At 40.9% G+C, this 20,598-nt stretch carries 22 protein-coding genes; 13 read left to right on the forward strand and 9 right to left on the reverse strand.

Features of this window, described 5'->3' with window-relative positions; all coding sequences use genetic code 11:
* The first annotated feature begins 40 nt into the window (after nt 1-40).
* Nucleotides 41-1,558 (forward strand): response regulator, encoded by a 1,518-nt coding sequence (locus SRRS_RS06415; RefSeq protein ID WP_371367264.1) that lies wholly within the window; start codon nt 41-43, stop codon nt 1,556-1,558.
* 227 nt (nt 1,559-1,785) lie between these two features.
* On the opposite strand, the gene SRRS_RS06420 is transcribed toward SRRS_RS06415, so the two are convergent.
* Nucleotides 1,786-2,241, reverse strand: a complete 456-nt coding sequence (locus SRRS_RS06420; RefSeq protein WP_371367266.1) for a chemotaxis protein CheX — start codon at nt 2,239-2,241, stop codon at nt 1,786-1,788.
* A 144-nt stretch (nt 2,242-2,385) separates the two neighbouring features.
* Here SRRS_RS06420 and SRRS_RS06425 point away from each other — a divergent pair, with 144 nt between their 5' ends.
* The 6 genes from SRRS_RS06425 to SRRS_RS06450 all read left to right on the forward strand — a co-directional run bounded on the left by SRRS_RS06425 (nt 2,386) and on the right by SRRS_RS06450 (nt 6,885).
* Entirely contained in the window at nt 2,386-3,234 is an 849-nt protein-coding gene (locus SRRS_RS06425; RefSeq protein WP_371367268.1) for a Cof-type HAD-IIB family hydrolase, read from the forward strand.
* A 120-nt stretch (nt 3,235-3,354) separates the two neighbouring features.
* Complete coding sequence (locus tag SRRS_RS06430) at nt 3,355-4,257, forward strand: LysR family transcriptional regulator (RefSeq protein ID WP_371367270.1); 903 nt, start codon at nt 3,355-3,357, stop codon at nt 4,255-4,257.
* Nucleotides 4,258-4,407: 150 nt separating this feature from the next.
* A complete protein-coding gene (locus tag SRRS_RS06435; RefSeq protein WP_371367272.1) occupies nt 4,408-5,097 on the forward strand; it encodes an aspartate/glutamate racemase family protein in 690 nt (229 codons plus the stop codon).
* 32 nt (nt 5,098-5,129) lie between these two features.
* Complete coding sequence (thpR, locus tag SRRS_RS06440) at nt 5,130-5,687, forward strand: RNA 2',3'-cyclic phosphodiesterase (RefSeq protein WP_371367274.1); 558 nt, start codon at nt 5,130-5,132, stop codon at nt 5,685-5,687.
* Between the two features lie 217 nt (nt 5,688-5,904).
* Nucleotides 5,905-6,369, forward strand: a complete 465-nt coding sequence (locus SRRS_RS06445; RefSeq protein ID WP_371367276.1) for a MarR family winged helix-turn-helix transcriptional regulator — start codon at nt 5,905-5,907, stop codon at nt 6,367-6,369.
* A gap of 30 nt (nt 6,370-6,399) precedes the next feature.
* The gene (locus SRRS_RS06450; protein WP_371367278.1) at nt 6,400-6,885 is read left to right on the forward strand and encodes a GNAT family N-acetyltransferase; all 486 of its coding nucleotides are present in this window, start codon (nt 6,400-6,402) and stop codon (nt 6,883-6,885) included.
* 173 nt (nt 6,886-7,058) lie between these two features.
* Here SRRS_RS06450 and megL read toward each other — a convergent pair whose 3' ends face one another.
* The 6 genes from megL to SRRS_RS06480 all read right to left on the reverse strand — a co-directional run bounded on the left by megL (nt 7,059) and on the right by SRRS_RS06480 (nt 13,138).
* Nucleotides 7,059-8,249 carry a methionine gamma-lyase gene (gene megL, locus SRRS_RS06455; RefSeq protein WP_371367280.1) on the reverse strand — a complete coding sequence of 397 codons (1,191 nt, stop codon included), beginning with the start codon at nt 8,247-8,249 and terminating at the stop codon, nt 7,059-7,061.
* Nucleotides 8,250-8,361: 112 nt separating this feature from the next.
* Nucleotides 8,362-9,918 carry a sigma 54-interacting transcriptional regulator gene (locus tag SRRS_RS06460; RefSeq protein WP_371367282.1) on the reverse strand — a complete coding sequence of 519 codons (1,557 nt, stop codon included), beginning with the start codon at nt 9,916-9,918 and terminating at the stop codon, nt 8,362-8,364.
* A 193-nt stretch (nt 9,919-10,111) separates the two neighbouring features.
* Nucleotides 10,112-10,495, reverse strand: a complete 384-nt coding sequence (gene panD, locus SRRS_RS06465; RefSeq protein WP_371367284.1) for an aspartate 1-decarboxylase — start codon at nt 10,493-10,495, stop codon at nt 10,112-10,114.
* The gene (gene panC / locus SRRS_RS06470; RefSeq protein WP_371367286.1) at nt 10,489-11,346 is read right to left on the reverse strand and encodes a pantoate--beta-alanine ligase; all 858 of its coding nucleotides are present in this window, start codon (nt 11,344-11,346) and stop codon (nt 10,489-10,491) included. The genes panD and panC overlap by 7 nt, the downstream gene beginning before the upstream one ends.
* A gap of 14 nt (nt 11,347-11,360) precedes the next feature.
* Complete coding sequence (gene panB / locus SRRS_RS06475; protein ID WP_371367288.1) at nt 11,361-12,194, reverse strand: 3-methyl-2-oxobutanoate hydroxymethyltransferase; 834 nt, start codon at nt 12,192-12,194, stop codon at nt 11,361-11,363.
* A gap of 14 nt (nt 12,195-12,208) precedes the next feature.
* The gene (locus SRRS_RS06480; RefSeq protein WP_371367290.1) at nt 12,209-13,138 is read right to left on the reverse strand and encodes a Rossmann-like and DUF2520 domain-containing protein; all 930 of its coding nucleotides are present in this window, start codon (nt 13,136-13,138) and stop codon (nt 12,209-12,211) included.
* A 522-nt stretch (nt 13,139-13,660) separates the two neighbouring features.
* Between SRRS_RS06480 and SRRS_RS06485 the strand changes: the two genes are divergently transcribed.
* Complete coding sequence (locus SRRS_RS06485) at nt 13,661-15,085, forward strand: HD domain-containing phosphohydrolase (RefSeq protein WP_371367292.1); 1,425 nt, start codon at nt 13,661-13,663, stop codon at nt 15,083-15,085.
* Between the two features lie 67 nt (nt 15,086-15,152).
* Here SRRS_RS06485 and SRRS_RS06490 read toward each other — a convergent pair whose 3' ends face one another.
* Nucleotides 15,153-16,310: an MFS transporter gene (locus SRRS_RS06490; RefSeq protein WP_371367294.1), complete on the reverse strand. Its 1,158-nt coding sequence runs from the start codon at nt 16,308-16,310 to the stop codon at nt 15,153-15,155.
* Nucleotides 16,311-16,536: 226 nt separating this feature from the next.
* Between SRRS_RS06490 and SRRS_RS06495 the strand changes: the two genes are divergently transcribed.
* The 3 genes from SRRS_RS06495 (at nt 16,537) to SRRS_RS06505 (ending at nt 17,978) form a co-directional block, all read left to right on the forward strand.
* Nucleotides 16,537-17,277 carry a class I SAM-dependent methyltransferase gene (locus SRRS_RS06495; RefSeq protein ID WP_371367296.1) on the forward strand — a complete coding sequence of 247 codons (741 nt, stop codon included), beginning with the start codon at nt 16,537-16,539 and terminating at the stop codon, nt 17,275-17,277.
* Between the two features lie 102 nt (nt 17,278-17,379).
* Nucleotides 17,380-17,583 carry a molybdopterin-binding protein gene (locus tag SRRS_RS06500; RefSeq protein ID WP_371367297.1) on the forward strand — a complete coding sequence of 68 codons (204 nt, stop codon included), beginning with the start codon at nt 17,380-17,382 and terminating at the stop codon, nt 17,581-17,583.
* A gap of 185 nt (nt 17,584-17,768) precedes the next feature.
* A complete protein-coding gene (locus tag SRRS_RS06505) occupies nt 17,769-17,978 on the forward strand; it encodes a hypothetical protein (protein WP_371367299.1) in 210 nt (69 codons plus the stop codon).
* Nucleotides 17,979-18,248: 270 nt separating this feature from the next.
* On the opposite strand, the gene SRRS_RS06510 is transcribed toward SRRS_RS06505, so the two are convergent.
* Entirely contained in the window at nt 18,249-18,680 is a 432-nt protein-coding gene (locus SRRS_RS06510; protein ID WP_371367301.1) for a hypothetical protein, read from the reverse strand.
* A 371-nt stretch (nt 18,681-19,051) separates the two neighbouring features.
* Between SRRS_RS06510 and SRRS_RS06515 the strand changes: the two genes are divergently transcribed.
* The gene (locus SRRS_RS06515; protein ID WP_371367303.1) at nt 19,052-19,876 is read left to right on the forward strand and encodes a PDZ domain-containing protein; all 825 of its coding nucleotides are present in this window, start codon (nt 19,052-19,054) and stop codon (nt 19,874-19,876) included.
* A gap of 185 nt (nt 19,877-20,061) precedes the next feature.
* Nucleotides 20,062-20,487, forward strand: a complete 426-nt coding sequence (locus tag SRRS_RS06520) for a GNAT family N-acetyltransferase (RefSeq protein WP_371367305.1) — start codon at nt 20,062-20,064, stop codon at nt 20,485-20,487.
* Nucleotides 20,488-20,598: the final 111 nt, after the last annotated feature.

Here is a 20,598-nt window from a genome sequence, read left to right on the forward strand (position 1 = left end):
GCAACATATCCATGGCAAGTTTTAGGGGAGGGCCTATTACATGGAAGGAATTTTTAATATTCTTATGGTTGATGACCGGTCGGAGAACTTAATGGCCTTAGAGGCTGTTCTGGCAAATCCGGAATATAATTTGGTTGGAGTTACCTCCGGCGAAGATGCTTTGCGGTGTTTATTGCATGATGATTTCGCCATAATTTTGATGGATGTCCAAATGCCAGGCCTTAATGGTTTTGAGACAGCAAAAATCATTCGCACCAGGCAGAAGTGCCAAAACATCCCGATAATTTTTATAACAGCTATCAGTCAGAACGAAGAGAATGTATTGGAGGGCTACGCTTCGGGTGCTGTTGATTATATATTTAAACCATTTAGTCCAGCAATTTTGCGGGCTAAAGTAGATGCTTTTTTGAGAACATACAAATATCAGTGTGAGATAACTAAACAGCGAGAGTTATTGCAGGGTCAGGTTGCAGAATTAGACCGGCTCAACGATCAACTGACAAATACTACATTGGAATTATGCCGTAACGAAATACTGCTTGAAAGCATGGTAGCAGAGCGCACGCAACAGATAAGTAGCATTCTGGAGAGCATTAAAGATGGATTTTTTACTGTCGATGATAAATACGTATTTACCTATGTAAATAATGCCGCTGAAGAGATATTTGGTTTGTCACGGCGTGAAATGCTAGGTAAGACCCTATTTGAAAAAATTAGATATAATAGTGATTTTATTGAGCGCCTTGTTGCTATTAACCGCGATAATGAGCCTGCGTGTTTTGAAACAATATGTACGTTTAATGGCCGATGTTATGAAGTGAGAGTCTATCCGGCGGAAGACAGTATGTCGGTTTACTTAAATGATATTACGGAACGTAAACATATTGATAAAGAAATGGCGCGGCTTGACCGGCTTAATCTAATTGGTGAGATGGCCGCAGGTATTGCCCATGAAATACGCAATCCTATGACTACCGTACGCGGTTTTCTACAGTATGCCAAAAAAGGTAAATCAACGTTATCTCCAAGTAACCTGGATTTGATGGTCGAAGAACTTGATCGTGCCAATTCTATTATTACCGAGTTTTTGAGTTTGGCCAAAAATAAGAATACGGATAAACGGCTGCAAAGTTTAGGAGTTACTCTGGAGAACCTGCTGCCCTTAATTCAAGCCGAAGCTATTTTATGCGGAAAATCTGTGATACCTATTATTAATCCATTACCTGACTTTTATTTTGACGAAAAAGAGATTCGGCAAATGGTATTGAATTTAGCAATAAATGGTTTGGAAGCTATGCAAGCAGGCGGTATTCTCAAAATCAGTGCTTATCGGGAAGACGGTGATATTCTATTAGCCGTCGAGGATCAGGGGAGCGGAATTGACCCTAAAATTATAGATAGACTGGGAACCCCATTTTTTACTACTAAAGACAGCGGCACAGGTTTGGGTTTGGCAGTTTGCTATAGTATTGCTGCTCGCCATCGGGCTACGATAGACATAAAGAGCGGTGAGTGGGGATCCGTCATCTATGTACGGTTTAAGTTAAATGCTGAGTAATGTAGTGGGACTCGGTGTATACCAAGTTTCATCTTATATTTGTAATCATATTAGCAAATCTGCAATATTCCAGGATGGTGTTATAAGAAAACAACTGTAACAGACAGAATGCATTAAGGGTACATTCTATGCAAATGCTATATATTGCGATTGTTAAACTGGTAAACTGAAAAAGACCAGGAGTCTCTATTCAGAGTATACCTGGTCTTTTATATCCTGATATGGGGTTAGTTAAGTCCGATAGCGACTTCAATAGGAAGCTCGTCAATAATCATTTCAATGCCGATATAATTGGTATTGCATACTTGGAGTTGGGCAGTAGACTGAGTAAGTGCTGGTGGTTCCAGGGCTACTGCGACTCCTTCTTTGTTAAGAGAAGTTGCTGCATTGGAAGTTACTATATTGACCATCTCGCATAACGCACTTTGAGCCATGGCATCTAGTTTATCTACGGCAAAGCCCATCATAATGACCGAGGATAATCGCTTGGCCGTGTCTTCCGTCATAGTGAAGGCCACATTACCGGAAACGTGTTTGGTTAGTGGTACATTTATCATTACACCCTGGCTGTCAATAAATTGATTTTTAGAAAAAAGTTTTCCGCGTACTACTTTTTTAAAACCCATTTGTGGTAAGACATTTGCTAAAGCAGTAATGAATGGGTTAACGAACTTTGCATCCACTATGAATGGCCCCCTTAATTGTTTACCAAAATTGGCAAACAATAACATCTACTTTATTCTTCGATGAAAAACTGAGGGATGGCTATCCGACTTTAGGCTTAATTTTCTGGGTCAATAGTCCTGAAATACACGAAAGGAACCATTATGGCATACAAATTAATTTGTATTGACGTTGATGGGACGCTACTTACCGGCACTCATAAAATTACAAATAAGACTAAAGAAGCAATACTGCAGGCTCACCGACAGGGTAGCCATATTGTAATATGTACCGGTCGCATGTATACTGATGCGGAGTATTTTTCAAATCTTGTAGGTGTGAAATCGCCGGTAATCGCCTCAAACGGAGCCTTTATCAAAGAGAAAGACTCCGACAAGGCGATTTTTAAAGATATTTTAGGCAAAGAGCTTTCGCTTACACTGCTGGAATTATTTCGTAAGCATGGCATAAAACCATACTTTTGCACGCCGCGTACCTTTTACTATGGCGATTTTATGTTTAAGCTTTTTTATGTAGTAAACAAACTATTAGGACGAAGAAGTAACCCCATCGATAATAGATATGTGATTTCGTGGCGGCAGTGGTATAAAATCTTGGAAAAAGAACAAGACAATCTCGTTAAGGCCGAAATTATTTACCGCAATCCGGATTTAGTTGCTGAACTTAAGAAAGAGCTAAAGCAAATTGAACAGCTGGAGATTGTCGATTCGTCTAAATATAATATTGAGATCACGCGTAAGGGCGTTTCCAAAGGCAGGGCTGTTGCCAGGCTGGCGGAACTTTATCAGATCAAACAAGAAGAGATAATTGCAATCGGTGATAGTGAGAACGATTTGTCCATGATTGAATACGCTGGTTTGGGTATTGCTATGGGAAATGCACTTGATAGTGTAAAACGAAAAGCTGATTATGTGACAGATTCTAATGATGAAGATGGAGTAGCCAATGTTATTAATAAGTTTGTCCTGGCTGCCGACACGTTAACTAAATAATATTTCAAATAATAAAACAAGTATAAATTTAAGCGGCTGGAGCTATTCAGCCGCTTGTTTATACTGTTATTGCAGGGTAATATTATAGGTGTAAGAAAACGTTCTAAGCTAGGTGGATATATGGATATAAAACTATTAAAAACATTTTTGTTAGTAGCTAAGCTGCTAAATATTACTAAGGCAGCTGAACAGCTTAGTTTCACTCAACCGGCAATCAGCTCCCAAATATATAGTTTGGAAGATGAATTTCATGTTCGGTTATTTGAACGTAATGGTAAGCGTTTGGCCTTAACCGAGGCGGGAAAGAGGTTTATTGATTACGCTGAGCGGATCAGCAATCTCTATGAAGAAACACAAAATGTTATGGCCTCTTATAACCAGGGGAATGACACCGTTAGAATAGGGGTATCTACGCAACTTATTAACCATTTCTTGCCTTCTGTGCTTATGGAAACACAGGCGCAAATGCCTCATGTTTCGATCAATGTGGAAGTTTGCATGAACACACAGGAAGTACTTAAGGGTATAAACGAACAACACTTCGATTTGGGGCTCATTCACGGGGAGAATACCTATAAACAAATTCGCCAGCATGGGGTTTGGACTGAAGATGTGTTATGGGTAGCAAGCATCGAATTTCTAAAGACTCATTTTCCCATTACAGACATTAGCCAGGTTCCACTCATTAATTATACGGCGGGAAGTGTACTCAGAACTAAATTGGATGAAGTATTTCGTTATACTAACTTTAATTCATATATTCAATATAGTGATTCGGAAGCTATAAAACAAGCGGTACTAGCCGGCTTGGGAGTTTCGTATTTACCTAGGTCGTTAGTGCGGGAGGAAATACAGAGAGGTACTTTAGTAGTTTTAAAACAGGAACCACCAATGCAATTGCGAGTTTCGTTAGTCCATCGCAAGGACAAAGTATATACCCTGCCTATGTATGCCATACTACTTACGCTTGCCAATCAGCAAGATGCAGATGAATCCATTAAGGAACTTTTGTCCTGTAATTAATCCGCTTAAGATTCCCATCTTCTAAAATGGAAAAAGAGCAGATCTAAATAACTCATTTCTATTTACAAATAAATAACTGTAATTTCCCTTATCCCTGGGGTTTTGTTAATCTTAGATTAACAGGGAGAAAAATTTTGGGGGTATATTAGGATGCTTACAGTAGGTATATTAGGTGGAATGGGGCCAATGGCAACCGTAGATTTATTTGCAAAAATTATTGAATGTACGCCAGCCAGTGTTGACCAAGACCATCTTAAGATTTTAATTTATAACAATCCGCAGATACCATCCCGGGTTAAAGCGATACTAGATGGAACAGAAAGTCCCAGAGAAGAACTTATACGATCTGCCCAAGTGCTTGAAAAAGCGGGGGCCAGCCTTATTGTGATGCCTTGTAATACCGCACACTATTGGTATCAGGATATTCAGAACGCTGTTAAGATAAAAATAATTAATATGATTGAAAATACAGCCGATGCTATTAATGCTGAAGAAGTTAAAGATAAAATTATGTTATTTGCGTCTGACGCCACAGTTAAGACAAGGTTATATCAAGAGGTATTTTTGGCTAAGAATATTTGCTTACAAGTTCCAGCTTCACAAGAACAACAAATTATTGCTAAAGCAATCGATGAGACGAAAGCGGGAAAAATTGAAAACAACCCCTATCTGGATATGATTGAGGATACTATTGTCAAATACCAACAAACAGGGATAAACTCATTTATTGCCGGTTGTACGGAAATACCACTCTTGTTTAAGCATATCAAAAAAAACTGTAATAAGATTGACCCCACCTTACTATTAGCTAAGGCGGTAGTAAAACAAGCATTTATATAATTCAAAAGTAGAAACCATAATAGGGGGTTCCTATGCGATTGTTTGTTGGTATTGAATTTCCCGATAATATAATGAGGGAATTGCTTAGAATCCAGAAGCTTATCCGAAGTCAGGCAAAACACGGGCGGTTTGTTGCAGGGGATAACTTGCACCTTACATTGCAATTCTTGGGCGAAGTTCCTCCGGCAAAGATTGGGTTGATAGAAGAACGTTTGCATATAACGTCCCAACAGCATAACCCGTTTTTATTGACGTTAAACAGCACCGGCAGCTTTGGAAAAGGAAATCCTTTACGCGTGGTTTGGGTAGGACTTAACGGAGAGCTAAGCAAACTGGCATATTTACAAAACAGCATTGCTGCCTCCTTAGCGGCAGTGGGCTATCCACCAGAAGATAAACCGTATCAGCCTCATGTTACTTTGGGGCGGGAAGTAGAATTACCTGAACCGGGATTGCAAGGTTTTAACCGGGAAATAGAAAAATTACCGTTTACCGTTGAGCGTTTCTCGCTGATTAAAAGCACTGTGGAAAACGGCAAAAGGATTTATAGTCCAGTGCAATCTTTTGCATTAAGCGTAGAAGCTGTATAGCAAGTAGAAATAAGGCTAAAATTAACAAACGGGCAGAAATCGCTAAATGATGCGGTTTTGTCCGTTTGTTTGTATTTTTACGGGATGTGTAGACTTGTTGATTTGTATTAGTCAAGCTTAGCGAATATAGTAGTTCTAAAATAGTTGATATTTCAACTAAAATATGATAAAGTTAAAACAGTTGAACTTTCAACCATATCGAAAAACGGAGGGGTTTATGATTCGGCTTAAAAACCAAATACTTCGGGAAGCAGGGATGCTTGCCCGCTGTATCCAGTCCATTAGTGATATTAAGTTTCGAGAAATCAAACTGCAACGAGGGCAATTTGTTTTTTTGACGCGTATTTGCGAACGACCAGGAATTAACCTGATTGATCTTTCTAATATCCTCAAAGTGGACAAAGCAACGACGACCAAAGCAATTCAAAAGTTAATGGAAGAGGATTATGTAGTAAAGGAACGCGATCGTTCTGACAAACGGATGTGGCACTTATTTCCGTCTGCGAAAGCAAAGGAGATTTATCCATTTATCATAACCGAAGAAAACAGAAATATTGAAATCTGTTTTAAGGGATTTAGTCCAGAAGAAGAGCAAGCCGTATATTCTTTGCTAAAAAGAATGCGGGAAAACATTGAACAGGATTGGAAAGAGTTAAAGTTCTATAAAGAAAATAATGGTTGATCCAGGTAATCAGATGGGGGGCGAAGTTAATTGAACAATATTGTTATCCAAGAGTATTCCAACAAATATCAAGAACAAGTTATTGATTTAATTCTTAGTATTCAGCGCGGAGAATTTGAAGTTAATATAACCAAAGAAGATCAACCGGATTTAAGTGATATCCCCAATTTTTATCAATCAGGCGGTAACTTTTGGTTGGCTTTGCATAAGGGACAGGTTGTTGGCACAATTGCGCTGATTAACATTGGCAATCAACAAGGGGCGCTAAGAAAAATGTTTGTTAAGGCTGAATATAGAGGGAAAGCCTATGAGTTAGCCAAACTGTTACTGATAAAATTAATAACATGGGCAAAAGATCAAAACATGCGTGAGATTTATTTGGGCACTACCGAAAAATTTTTAGCGGCACATCGTTTTTATGAAAAAAATGAATTTATCACAATAGATAAAAAGCAACTGCCTGCTACGTTTCCGATTATGAAAGTAGATACAAGATTTTATAAGCTTACACTTTAAAAATGCTGTTGCATATTGTCTCCAGGTAACAATCCTATAAGAAATAAAAACGGTCAGAAACCAGTGTATGCGACGTGGTTATGGCCGTTTTTTTATGATTAGTTTATCATCGAGGATAAAACTGCCGGCAAAGTATTTGCCGGCAGTCGGAGTGATTCGTGTATTATATTTTCTTACATTTTTGACAGGGCTTGCGCGAGATCATTGATAATGTCTTCGGGATCTTCCAGTCCAACAGAAAGCCTGATGAGACCGTCCGTGATGCCTGCTCTTAGTCGTTCTTCACGGGCAATGGGGGAATGGGTCATGGAAGCAGGGTGTTGAATTAGCGTTTCCGTATCGCCAAGGCTAACGGCTAAAGAGCAAAGCTGTACACTGTTCATTACCCGGCGGCCGGCTTCAATACCGCCAACAACCTCAAACGAAATCATAGCGCCGAACCCGTTCATTTGTGATTCGGCTAAAGCTCGTTGTGGATGATTAGGCAAGCCGGGATAGTATACTGCTTCTACTTTAGGATGCTTGTGGAGATATTGGGCAACTTCAAAAGCATTTTGGCAATGGCGTTCCATACGAACGCCTAATGTTTTTAAACCGCGTAAGGTAAGCCAGGCATTGAAGGGGCTAATGCAGCCGCCTGTAATGTCTTTTACACCAACAAAGCGGACCTGATCAATAAAATCCTTTTTCCCTACTACGATACCGGCAATTACATCGCCATGACCATTAATATACTTGGTTGCGCTATGGACAACAATGTCGGCTCCCAGCTCCAATGGGCGTTGGCAATAAGGGGACATGAAAGTATTATCAACAACTAATTGAGCTTGATGCTCGTGGGCAAGTTTGGCAGTGGCGGCAATATCAATAACTGCAAGTGTTGGATTGACAGGAGTTTCGATATAGACAACTTTGGTGTTGGGGCGCATAGCTTCACGGATGCTATCGAGATCGGCAGCATCAACAAATGTTACATCAATGCCAAACTTAGGCATTGAATGAGAAAGTAAAGCGTGGGTGCAGCCATAAAGGGCATTGCCGGCGACGATGTGGTCGCCGCTTTGGCAAAGTGTCCATAGCGAAGCTGCTATTGCCGTCATTCCGGATGCGACTGCCAGGGCAGCTTCCGCTTTTTCCAGTGCTGCCATTTTTATTTCCAGAGCGTGTTGAGTTGGATTTCCGAGCCTGGTGTATATATATCCTTCTTCTTCTAAGGCAAAGCGTGCTGCACCTTGTTCGGCATTATCGAAAACAAAGGTTGATGTCTGGTAAATTGGAGTAGCCAATGCTCCGGTAACCGGATCTGGTGCTTGGCCGGCGTGAATAATGGTAGTATTGTAACCCATTTTTTGATGGTTGTTCATAGAAGACCCTCCCCACAATATTTATCACGAGCGTTTGTCTTTATAAGAAGCAAGTTTCGTGCCAGTATATATACTGGGAAAAAGGAGGGAGGGTTATTCTATTGATTTTAGGTTAGTTTGATTGATACAAATGTTCCAAACCATAAAGCCGGATTTTTTTTAACACTGTTGTGTGGGATAGTCCCAATTCTTTGGCTGCCCGTCGGGCACTGCCGCATTTTTTTAAGGCTTCCTCGAGCATAATTCGCTCGGTATAATTGATGGTTTGTTTTAAGTTCTTTTCTGCTGGGGTAAGGCTGGTAGTACAGGGGGGTTCACTGCTTAATAATAGGTTGGCAGTGTCGATAGTATTGCCAACTGTTAAATGAACTGCGCGCAGAACGACATTTTGCAGTTCACGCACATTTCCTGCCCAAGCGTATTTGGTCAAAAAGTTGATTGCCGCAGTTGAGAATTCCAACTCTTTATTTTGTTCTGCACAATATTTATTGAGAAAATATCGTAACAGCAGCGGTATATCTTCGGGGCGTTCCCGGAGACTCGGTATGCGGATGGGTATAACGTTGATCCGGTGAAACAGGTCTTCACGGAACTGTTTCACCGCCACCATTTCTTCTAAATTTCGATTTGTTGCCGCCAGAATCCGGACGTCTACGGCTATTTGGCGATTGCCGCCTACCCGCCGGACAACTCCTTCCTGGATGCTGCGTAGCAGCTTACCCTGCAGGGCTAATGGCAGTTCGCCAATTTCATCGAGAAATAGCGTGCCTTGATGCGCTGATTCAAACAGTCCGATTTTACCGCCCTTTATTGCGCCGCTGAAGGCTCCTTCTTCGTAGCCGAAAAGCTCGCTTTCCAGGAGCGCGTCAGGTAGGGCCGCGCAATTAATGGGAATGAACGGTTTATTTATTCTGTTGCTTGTGTCATGGATTGCCCGGGCAAACAATTCTTTTCCTGTGCCGCTTTCACCGCGAATGAGTATAGTGCAGTTGTTTTTAGCTACTTTTTTGGCAATGCTAACAACCTCTCCCATGAGTTGGCTTGTGTAAATTATGTCGTTAAAGCCAAAACTATGAGTCTTGGTAATAGTTCTAACCAGCTGCCGGGCTGCCTGCATGCTTTTAAGAGTAGCTACCGCGCCTGCTACGCGGTTATTCTCATCTCGTATTGGCCGTCCGGAACATAAATAATGAAGGGTGCCCCGGGGCGTCTCTACCAGCATTTCTTTATTGTCAAAGGAATCTCCCGCTAATAATCCGTTAAAAGGGACAGATGACCCCATGAACTCACTAATCTCTTTTCCGACAGTTTCTTTGGCTTCTATTCGGAGTAGTTTCGCGGCTACGGAGTTAATATACCGGATAGTGGCTTGGTTATCCAAACCGATAATGCCCTCACTTGCCGATTCCAACAAAGCTTGTAATTCTCTTTCTCGTTCTTCCTGCGGCTGTAAGGCAATAGGCATAACTTCAAGCACATCGGTTTGGCTGAGTAATTCTTGCTTAAGCAATTCCTCATGAGCGTCGTTTAGACTGAATTTAATATAAATTTTTCCGGTGGAAACTTCCATAGAACTAATGCTGATACTTTCATGAGAAAAGATTTCAACAACATCCTGAACCATACCAATGCGATCACTGGTTTTAATTAACCAACGGATAACGGCCATACTAGACCTCCCGAGTTAAATGATGAAGTAAACGATGGGGGTGTTTTCCGAAATTCAGCTATACTAATTTTACTTCGTATATCAGTTCAACAGCAAGAGGCCAATTCAATATAATGGAAACTTTTTTGCCACAAATGGAATTTATATTTCCAAAACCGGCAATAAAGATTCCGTCGGTTATTCTGAGATTTTACTAGGCGATTTCTCCGTGAACTTCCACGTGTCGTATTTCGGAAACGTGATTATTGCTGTCCAACATTACCACCGTTGGCCGGAAGGCCAGGGCTTCCGATTCTGTCACAATAGCATAAGCAATAATAATTACTTTATCGCCGGGCTGGACCAGGCGGGCTGCGGCGCCGTTAAGACAGATTACTCCCGAATTTCTTGGTCCTTTGATTACATAGGTTTCCAGGCGGCTGCCATTATTATTGTTGACAATTTGAACCTTTTCATTAGGCAGAATTTTTGCCGCCTCCAGTAAGGCTTCATCGATAGTAATACTGCCCATATAGTTTAGATTGGCTTCGGTTACGGTTGCGCAATGAATTTTGGCTTTTAATGATGTAATTAACATGTTGCCGCCTCCAGAATAGTATTGTCAATTAAGCGGGTTTTGCCAATTTTAACGGCTAGTGCCAATAAAGCTTTGTCGGTTAGCTGTTCGATAGGCTCAAGCCCGGGGAAGTGGTATATTTCTACGTAATCAATACCGGCTAATTTTTCTTTACCAATCTCGTTCACCACTAACTGGCGGATTTGGGTGAAATCGCGTTGGCCGGCTTTTACCGCTTGTTCAGCCAACTTCAAACTGCGTGATAAGACCAGAGCCGCATTCCGTTCCTCACCGCTTAAATAGGCATTGCGTGAGCTTAAGGCTAAACCATCGGCGGCGCGGACGATGGGGACGATTTCAATGGCCGTACTCATGTTTAAATCTTCCACCATACGTTTAATTACAACGACCTGTTGCGCGTCTTTTTGTCCGAAAAATGCCTTGTCAGGCTGAATAATATTAAATAATTTGCTCACAATCGTAGCCACGCCGCGAAAGTGGCCGGGGCGGGACAGACCACATAATTTATCGGTAATATTGCCATTAACGTTGACGAAAGTTGCATAGCCTTCCGGATACATTTCGGCTGCCGCGGGGTGGAAGATTATATCGATGCCGGTGCTTTTAGCTTTGGCGCAGTCATTGTCGAAATCGCGGGGATAGTGATTAAAATCCTCGGTGGGGCCAAACTGAGTGGGATTAACAAAAATGCTGGTTACAGTTACCTCGCACATTGATTTAGCACGGCGCAGCAATTCCAGATGTCCGTCATGCAGGGCCCCCATTGTGGGGACAAGGCCGATGCTTTTTCCCTGTCTTTTCACTTGTTTTATAATCTGGTGCATAGCTTCGACTGTTGTAATTATTTCCACGGTGTATTCTCCTCTCAATAGAGCTTATCAAGTTCCAGGCCGGCATCTTTAAAGCTGTACTCGGCTCCGGGAAAGCTTTTATTATGTACTTCCGTTATATATTTGCTAACGGCAGCGGCAATGTCTTGACGCAGGTTGGCATATTTTTTGACAAACTTTGGCGTGTTGCCAGGGGTTAACCCCAGCAGATCGTGAATAACCAGAACTTGGCCGTCACACTGCGAGCCGGCGCCGATACCGATGGTAGGGATGCGGATTGTTTCCGTTATCTTGGCAGCCAGAGACTCTGGCACACATTCCAGGACGATGGCAAAAGCGCCGCTTTCTTCTAACGCTTTGGCGTCAGTCAGCAGCTTGCGGGCGGCAGTTAAATCTTTTCCCTGGACAGTATAACCGCCTAACTGGTGTACATGTTGTGGGGTCAGTCCCAAGTGTCCGACTACCGGGATTCCGGCGTTAACAATAGCTTTAACGGTGTCAGCAAGCTCCTGGCCGCCTTCCAGCTTGACTGCCTGTGCGCCGGTTTCTTTGAGGAATCTGCCGGCGTTGGCTACGGCTTCTGCGACTGAAACCTGATAGGACATAAACGGCATATCGGCTACCACCAAGGTATGTTGTGCCCCCCGGCATACAGCCTTTACATGATGCAGCATATCCTCCATGCTTACGGGCAGGGTTGAATCATAGCCAAGCATCACATTGCCCAGTGAATCACCGACAAGCAGCATATCAACGCCGGTCGCATCCAATATGCGGGCAAAAGAATAATCATATGCCGTCAACATGGTAATCGGCTGGTTTGTAAGCTTGCGCTGCCGGATGGTAGTGGTGGTTAGCTTTTTTTGCATAAATTTTCTTCCTCCTATTTTTGCAGTACTTCCAAAAGTTCTTTTGCTTGGGACGCAGTTAGCGATTTTTTTTCTAAGGCCAGTGTGGTCGTGTATAAGCCGACACTTTTATACAATTGTAACTCTCGCTCACCACACTGCTCTAAAGCCGCTAAGTGGTTGGTTACTGTAGAAACATCGCCACGACTGACTGGGCCGGTTAAGGCATGGGGCGTTCCGAATTGGACAATATTGTTGAGTGTACCGGTAATGAGTGGCAGTAGCGCACTAATCGCATTACTGTCCGATATCCCCATCTGCTTGTATAAATGCGTAGCGCAGTCAACTAAAGATACCAGGTAATTGGAAACGATACAGGCGGCCGCATGATAAACTGCTCTTTGCTGTGCGGGGACCAGCAACCACTGCCCCCCAAGTTCTGTTGCTAATTTCCGGCCTAATTCAACAGCCTGCTTATCGCCGTCTAACGCAAAGAAAGTACCGGTCAAACTGGCGTTTTCTGTTTCATTGGTTGCAAAAGTCTGTAAGGGGTGAAACGAGCCGGTCAGGGCACCGCAGTTTTTGGCCGGCTCCAGCACATTGGTTGTCAAGGCACCGCAGGCATGGTATACATACTGACCAGCTTTGAAGCCTTGTGCTTTGGCAATTTGCTTAACAACGTCACCAATACTTCTGTCAGGTGTTGTAATAAAAATAATCTCAGCTTGTTTGCAAACCTCTACCGGTTTGGTTGTCCACGGTATTCCGTATTTTCGCCCGAGCAATGCCGACGATGGCTCTGTCCGGCTGGCTACACCGACTAATTGATAGTCTAGAGACTGCAGTGCCGCGGCCAAACGGCTGCCGACTTTACCAGCGCCGACGATGGCTATTTTTGCTTTTGCTATGTAAATCTCTCCTTCCGTATTTACCGCCTTTAGCTGATAGAGGAAACAAAAAAACACGGCTTGCGCTTAACCAGTGGCAAAAGCGGAAGCCGTGTTACTATTATCAGGGAAAAGGCGTACTTCTCCCCAGATATAAAAAGCCTTCTGGCGTGTCCAGAAGGCATAGTAATCCCTTGTTACCTCCCGTCTCAGTCCCTTGGATCCAAGCGGATAAATGTGTATTAAATTATGGCTTGAGATTACAGCTATGTATTTTATACGGTATGACTCCTGGTGGATGCCATCCATACAAAATCTGTAACTCATTTTGATAATACCATATCTTACGAGTTTTGCAAGGAATTAATTTTGAAATTTGGGATAAAGAAATTATTTATTTTTGCAATACTTGCAGATTTTCTTACAAAAGTATGTTGTTTTGATTTTATTTAAAATTCATAACCAAGAGAAATTTTGCAAAAATAAATTACAAGTAAGCAGGTAGTTTATAGTAATATATAGAAAATTTTCTTATCGTACTGATTAAGTTTTTTTGTATGTATTGCAATTAGACTAATAGGTTGTTTATGAGGTATTAGTATGATAAGTAAACTGAAACTGAACAAAAGAAGCAGGAGTAAGTTAAGCCAAATTTTGCTGATGACACACTCTTCGCTTTACTACAAAGTGTTTACAATACTATTTTTGGTATTTTCGGTTACCGTTTTACTTTTAACGTACCATCTGGAAAAAAACATCGAAGTCAAACATATAGACATGGTCAAGAATGAGCTGGTATCTATTGCCTCAATAGCGGCTGTCACAATTAATGGTGATGCTGTTGAAAAATTACAAAATCCTGAACAGCAGATTAGTGATGAATACAACTCTTTACAAGAGCAGTTTCGGCGTATGATTGAGGCAAATTCCAATATTCAAGATATATACATAATGCGAAAAGGTGAAAACAACAATGAGCTGTATTTTGTTGTAAATGGAAATCCTGCGGGAATTGTTGAGTTCAATGAGGCTTATAGCATAGAAAATGCCCCAGACATGTTGTCAGGCTTTACTAAACCATCTGCAGACAGAGAATTTACCACAGATAAATGGGGAGTAACTCTTTCCGGTTATGCGCCGGTTAGAAATTCTCAGGGCCAAGTTGTTGCTATAGTCGGCATAGACTTTGATGCCAACCACATAAAGTCCGGCATTTACCAACGCAGGGAGTTTATGATTACTTACTCTGTTATGAGCATGCTGATAATGCTTATAATTAGTATGGTATTGGCAAAACGCATAGTTTCCAGAATAAATAAGCTTAAAATGACTATTGAAAACACACTGGAAAAAGACTACGGTATTTACCTTGGTATTGAGAGCCATGATGAGATCCAGATACTAGCTTCGAGGGTTAATAATTTAATAAAAAGGGTCACTAAAGAACGGGAAAAACTATTTATGTCTGTCATAACGGCTTTAATCAATACTCTAGAGTTAAGAGATGCTTACACTCATGGTCATTCGGCAGAAGTTGCCGACATTGTTAAAGATATAATGATGGAATTAGATCTTGATGCCAATAACAGATTTAATATCACTTTTGCTGCTGTGTTGCATGATATTGGCAAAATTGGGATTTCGGATACCATTTTAAATAAACCCGGCAGATTAACCGAAGAAGAATTTAATTTGATCAAAGAACATCCTACACTTGGTGCAAAGATATTGGAGGCTATTCCAGCCCTGCAGCAGATTAAAGAAATAGTGAAACATCATCATGAACGCTATGATGGTGGTGGTTATCCTGATAGGATAAAAGGGCTAGATATAGAATTAGGTGCTCGGGTCATAGCGGTTGCCGACAGTTTTCAGGCTATGATTTCTGACAGGCCGTACCGCAGTGGTATGACCCAAGCGGCAGCCATGCAAGAACTGGAGAGGAATAAGGGTACTCAGTTCGATCCGGAAATAGTAGATATATTCTTGCGTATTTGTAAAAACAAGGAATATAAAAGTGCTTAAGCGACTTTGTAATAAAACCCCTGTTCAAGAGTACATTGTACTTCTTGAATAGGGGTTTTATGGATTGCTATTCGAAATGCAGTTTAGCGGTGATAAAAATGAATAGTATGATTCCGGATCCAAAAAAGAGCCAAAGAGTCTGATAACCTCCCAGTGATAACAGTAAACTGCCCAAGGCGGTACCTAAGCCACCACCGCCAAAAAGACCTAATCCAATTAATGCCGAGGGAAGACCTTTGTTTTCGGACGCAATATCAAAAGCAATTGTTGCTAATGTAGACTGAATAAAAATGTAGCCCATTCCTAGACTAATAGTAGCAAGTAAACCAGCTTGCCAATAAGGAAAAGTAGTTAATAAGAAGGCCGTGATTAAGCTGAGAAAGGCACCGAGTATAATAGTTTTTTGGCTACCTATTTTTTGTGCAAGCTTGCCAACTTGAGAACCGGCGGCAAGACAGGCAAAACCATAAAACATAACTATTAAACCGACTTGAAGGAAATCAAGGCCTGTAATTTCATGTAAGAAGGCTCCTAAATAACTGTATAAGCCAAGTAATAAAAAACCCGTAGCTAAGGCCAGCGGAAAGATCACCAAGCCTTTAGGCGACAGAGTTACGCGTTTGGTCTCAAGAAAAAAGTTGCAATGACTGGATTTGGGGGAATCTTTAGGTAGTTTACGCAAAAAACCGACAGTACAAAAAGCTAATATTGCAAAAAAAATAAAAGCCACCCGCCAGCTAATGAAGTTGGCGAAAACTCCTCCTAAGCCAACACTCAAGCCCTGTCCAAGGAAAACAATCCCCATGAATCTTCCTACGTATTTCTGGCGTTCAAGTAAAGGCACTGTATCACCTATGAGTGCCAGCGATACGGCAATTACTCCGGCTGCGAAAAAGCCTGTTATTATCCGCCAAAGGCATAACATCCATAAGGAAGCCGCGATGGAACAACCAATAGTACCCAAGGCAAGTCCGGCTACAATCCATTGCAGTATACGGGTTTTGCCCCACCTGTCACTAAGAAATCCGTAGACAGGCTGCATTATCCCATAGGGTATCATATAGGATGTTAATACAATTCCAACTTGAGCAATCGAAACCCCAAATCCAGCAGCAATTGCGGGTAAGGTAGGCGAGACAACCCAGTTATCAGCCGCGGAAATGAATCCGGCAAAACCGAGTAACCAAACTAATTTTGTATATTCAACTGCGCATTTGTTATTCACTTGTATCATCATCTCATTCTGACTATGTATTCTCTTACCTTTACACTCCAAACTGACACTGTGAAAACAGTCAAAACTGGTACTTTTGAAAGTATCACTTTGATGTTACATTAATTATATCACATAATAATTACCATTAAAGAAGAAATGGGGAGTAGGAAATTTCGCAAAAAGCAGCACCAGAAATGGAATATGACTGGAGCTGTTGATTCGAGGGGGAACGATTTTGCCTAATCAACTTGAATCTGAGCAAGTAAATAAAAATTCTGTTTCGCTTGATTCTTATGAAAAAATGGCTGAGTACTATTTTACATTCGTAGATACTAAACCCTTTAATGCTTATTATGAAAGACCGGCCACGTTGTCTTTGCTTCCGGCCGTTAAGGGAAAAAACGTTTTAGATGCAGGGTGTGCAGCAGGCTGGTATACTAACTGGCTGGTCGAGGAAGGTGCAAATGTAACGGCATTAGATTTTAGCCCCAATATGATAGAAATGACCAAAAGAAGAGTTGGCAGCAGGGCTAAGGTGCTAAGAGCAGATTTGAATGAGCCACTTGATTTCATAGCTGATAACTCTACAGATATTGTACTATCATCGTTAACACTCCATTATCTTAAGGAGTGGAATGCTGTAATGGCAGAGTTTGCCAGAATAATTAAACAAGACGGTACCCTGGTTTTTTCTGTTCATCATCCATTTATGGATTTCCACTATTTTCATCGAGATGACTATTTTCTTACCGAACTTTTGGAAGATGAATGGACAACCAATAAAGAAAAGGTGAAAGTTCAATTTTATCGCAGACCTTTGTGTAAAATAATCTCGTCTGTAATTCAAGCCGGGTTCCTAATTGAAGAGCTGGCAGAACCTATGCCAACAGAAAGGTTTAAAGAGTTGCAGCCCAAAGTGTACGAAAAGTTAACCCGTAATCCTCACTTTCTTTTTATTAGAGCACGGAAAAGTTAAAAAAGTGATAGCAATAGCATTTTAATGGAAATTTTTGAATTTTATTGATATTTCTGATATATTATAAGTAAGACAAATTAACAATAAAAGGAGAATGGATTTATGAAAATTAGCGGAAGAAATAAATTAGAAGCTACAGTAAAAGAGATTGTTAAAGGCGAAGTAATGGCTAAAGTTGTAATGGATCATAAAGGAACAGAATTGGTTGCGGCTATTACCATTGATAGCGTAGAAGACTTAAATCTTGCAATTGGCGACAAGGTTACTGCTCTTGTAAAAGCCACCGAAATGATGGTGATTAAATAGGCCAAATCTTAAGCTGCACAGAAGGTAAACGAATCAAGACAGTAGGAATAAAATAAATTGTTCGCTTGTACGGGGGAACGGCTTGTTTCCAAATATTTCAACGTATTAGATGCACTAATCAGCAGATACTATGAGTGTAAAGGGTCTGTAATGGTCGAGCCAAGAGTGGTGTCGGATACGAAAAGGTGTTCGGCATCAGTCGGCCAAAGATTGGCGTCGGATCGGAAGGTTCGGCGTTAGTCGGCGGGAAGATTGGCATGGGTCTTGAAAGGCTGTGCGGTAGCCCAACTGCTGCTGTATGGTCCCAAGGGATTTATGTCAGTCGAGCTAAGACTGCTATGGGTTGTGAACAATACGGGTCGTTTGCAGTCGGGAGATTGCAGGCGGTTCAGTAGCTATCTGTGGTAGTCGAGCAAAGGTTTGCATCGGTTGTGTAATGCTTGTGGGTAGGCGAAAGTCTGCGTATAGGTATGTAATGATCGGTGTAGGCTGTAGCGTAGATCATTGCGGGCTCTTTACCTGTATAGTAAGTAACTGTTAGCCACTCAGCCAAGAGTGGCTTTTTGCAATAAATTCTTATTTAGAATAGAAGCTGAACCGACTTAAGCAAAAAAGCCGTGCCGAAACCTTATGTTTCGACACAGCTTTTTGTTTTTAGAATTTTACTATATTCTAACGTCAATAATCGCTGATACACCAACACCTTGTACGCGGCTAAAGTGAAGGGGATTAGTACTGTTAATAGGTATTAAAGCTTTAACTCTAAACGAATTACCGTTAAAGTTACCCTCTAACTGGAGGACTGCTTTTGTTTGATCTACTAATTCCTGTGCTCCCGTTACCTGAGCAGCTCCTATGTAACCGTTATTGCCGACAGATACAATCGGCACTACTTTGGTGGCATAGTCGGTACCTGCACCATGCTGTGCGGTCAGCTTATTGATAAAGCTATTAAGCGGGGTTGAAAATTTATCGATAAGGATACCAATTCCACCCACTTTTAAAATATCTCCAAAGCCAAATGCTTGCGAAACCGGAACCGCAGTAACTGAAAGCAAGAAAAGCAGCAACGTACCAATCAAAATGTGTTTCTTCATATAAACTCCTCCCTAAGTTAATTTTAGTATTTCTACCATAAGTTGATTATTACCGATAGTGACTGAGTAGTCAAACCTTGCCAAATGTCGAAATAGCGTTTTTGCAAGAATTTTGTCCATTTTTAGCTGTTAATCAAAGCCATTCAACGAATAGGATAGGTTGTTACTGATGCACTCGGAATTAGAAAATATTATCGTCATATTTTGTAGGAATTTAAAACTTTTTCCAGAAAACAGCTATTAAGTTAAATATATATATACTTGACCAAAGATCGGAGAGAGGTGGCTTTCCAGGGCATTCGCAATTTTTCTTGAAGAAATCTCTATTGTGACTAATTATCCAGTTTTAACAATTCAAGGAGGTTAAGTTTATGGTAAAGAGTAAAGAAACTAATACAGATATGTCAGGTTTATCTTTTTTGTGGAAAAGAACGTTAGGAATTTTTAATCGTCAAAGAAAAGCAGGTGCAGCTGCGAGATGCTTATTACCTATAGTTTTTGTGGTACTATACCTTTCGGTGTTTGGAACTGAAGTGGTTTCTGCTGCTGCTCCTCAAGTGATAATTACAGATACCAAAAAGTCGGACGTTATGAGTGTCATTGTCCCGGAAATGCTATCTGCTGGCATGACGGTTAAAAACATGAATGATTATAGCGTCACGTTTTCAATGTACAAAGATAATTTTTGGGCTTCCGTGTTTAGCGGGTCAAATTCGTTTGAAATGCGGCTTACATACAATATTGTAGAAATCGGAAACGATACCATGATCACTGCCAACGGACAAGTCGTATCCTTTCCCGGCACAGCAAGGGAGGTAATCTATCCTGCAGATAGAAAAATTGAAGAACAAATACAGGACGTGTTAAATCGTTTGAAATTTGGATTTGATGGTGGCTACAAGTACGGTTTTGAATATAAGAGGAATAAATCAGAGTGGCAGATAACTTCTGTAACACCTGACTGTAGTTTTGCGAAAGCCGGGATTGTGTCTGGTGATAAACTTATTGGTTTAAATGGAAAACCATTAGGCGATATAGACAACAACGAACTAGAACGGATTTTTGCAGAACCGTCAGCTTATTTTACTATCAAACATTCTGACGGCAGAACCAAAACTTATCCTCTATCTAAAAGCTATATTGCCCCAAGATTTAAAAAATCTTTGCGTTCTACGCCCTTAGTACAGTCAACCTAAAACTATCCCTAAAAAGAATAAAACTTAGTTTACAAGATCTAATCAGAATTTGCAGTCTGAAGTTATATTTTCGATAAATGATTAAAAGGAAAATACATAATCGGAATTTAGAAAATGCCCTAATTCTAAAATAGTATGTCGGACAGAAAAAGCCGGATTGATTATTGTAACACGGAGGTAATAGCATGTGGCAAAAAGGCGACTACACGATTTCAACCGATAAATCCTTATTGGATTTTACTGTAATCCATAATTTTGTAGCAAACGAATCCTATTGGGGGCAAGGTCGAAGTCAAGAACTTATGAGGCGTGCTATAGAAAATTCTACTTTTTGTTTTGGCATATTTCAGGGGAAAAAACAAATTGGGTTTGCACGAGTTATTAGTGATTTAACTACTTTTGCTTACCTTGCTGATGTATTTGTGCTGCGAGACTATCGTGATCAAGGTTTGGGAAAATGGCTGATTCAGACTATAGTAAATCATCCTGATCTTGCAGGATTAAAGAAAATTACATTATTTACCAAAACACCATATTTCTACTATGATGCGGGTTTTAACCTTTATACTTCAGGTGATGAATCTAAATTTATGGTGCGTAAAAAGCCTTAATGTCAAGCGGCGTTTTTGATGGGGAAATTACATTATCCCGCCAAGCAATGGCTAATTTGGCCGAAACATTGCAGCAGGCTGTACAACAATTTAAAATATAGTTGTTTCAAA

It is taken from the genome of Sporomusa rhizae, from assembly GCF_041428845.1.
Lineage (GTDB): Bacteria > Bacillota > Negativicutes > Sporomusales > Sporomusaceae > Sporomusa > Sporomusa rhizae.

Bases quoted from the DNA above. Each gene is read 5' to 3' on its own strand.
- SRRS_RS06415 (WP_371367264.1), top strand. From the start codon at position 41: ATGGAAGGAATTTTTAATATTCTTATGGTTGATGACCGGTCGGAGAAC.
- SRRS_RS06425 (WP_371367268.1), top strand. From the start codon at position 2,386: ATGGCATACAAATTAATTTGTATTGACGTTGATGGGACGCTACTTACC.
- SRRS_RS06430 (WP_371367270.1), top strand. From the start codon at position 3,355: ATGGATATAAAACTATTAAAAACATTTTTGTTAGTAGCTAAGCTGCTA.
- SRRS_RS06435 (WP_371367272.1), top strand. From the start codon at position 4,408: ATGCTTACAGTAGGTATATTAGGTGGAATGGGGCCAATGGCAACCGTA.
- thpR (WP_371367274.1), top strand. From the start codon at position 5,130: ATGCGATTGTTTGTTGGTATTGAATTTCCCGATAATATAATGAGGGAA.
- SRRS_RS06445 (WP_371367276.1), top strand. From the start codon at position 5,905: ATGATTCGGCTTAAAAACCAAATACTTCGGGAAGCAGGGATGCTTGCC.
- megL (WP_371367280.1), bottom strand. From the start codon at position 8,249: ATGAACAACCATCAAAAAATGGGTTACAATACTACCATTATTCACGCC.
- SRRS_RS06460 (WP_371367282.1), bottom strand. From the start codon at position 9,918: ATGGCCGTTATCCGTTGGTTAATTAAAACCAGTGATCGCATTGGTATG.
- panD (WP_371367284.1), bottom strand. From the start codon at position 10,495: ATGTTAATTACATCATTAAAAGCCAAAATTCATTGCGCAACCGTAACC.
- panB (WP_371367288.1), bottom strand. From the start codon at position 12,194: ATGCAAAAAAAGCTAACCACCACTACCATCCGGCAGCGCAAGCTTACA.
- SRRS_RS06485 (WP_371367292.1), top strand. From the start codon at position 13,661: ATGATAAGTAAACTGAAACTGAACAAAAGAAGCAGGAGTAAGTTAAGC.
- SRRS_RS06500 (WP_371367297.1), top strand. From the start codon at position 17,380: ATGAAAATTAGCGGAAGAAATAAATTAGAAGCTACAGTAAAAGAGATT.
- SRRS_RS06510 (WP_371367301.1), bottom strand. From the start codon at position 18,680: ATGAAGAAACACATTTTGATTGGTACGTTGCTGCTTTTCTTGCTTTCA.
- SRRS_RS06515 (WP_371367303.1), top strand. From the start codon at position 19,052: ATGGTAAAGAGTAAAGAAACTAATACAGATATGTCAGGTTTATCTTTT.
- SRRS_RS06520 (WP_371367305.1), top strand. From the start codon at position 20,062: ATGTGGCAAAAAGGCGACTACACGATTTCAACCGATAAATCCTTATTG.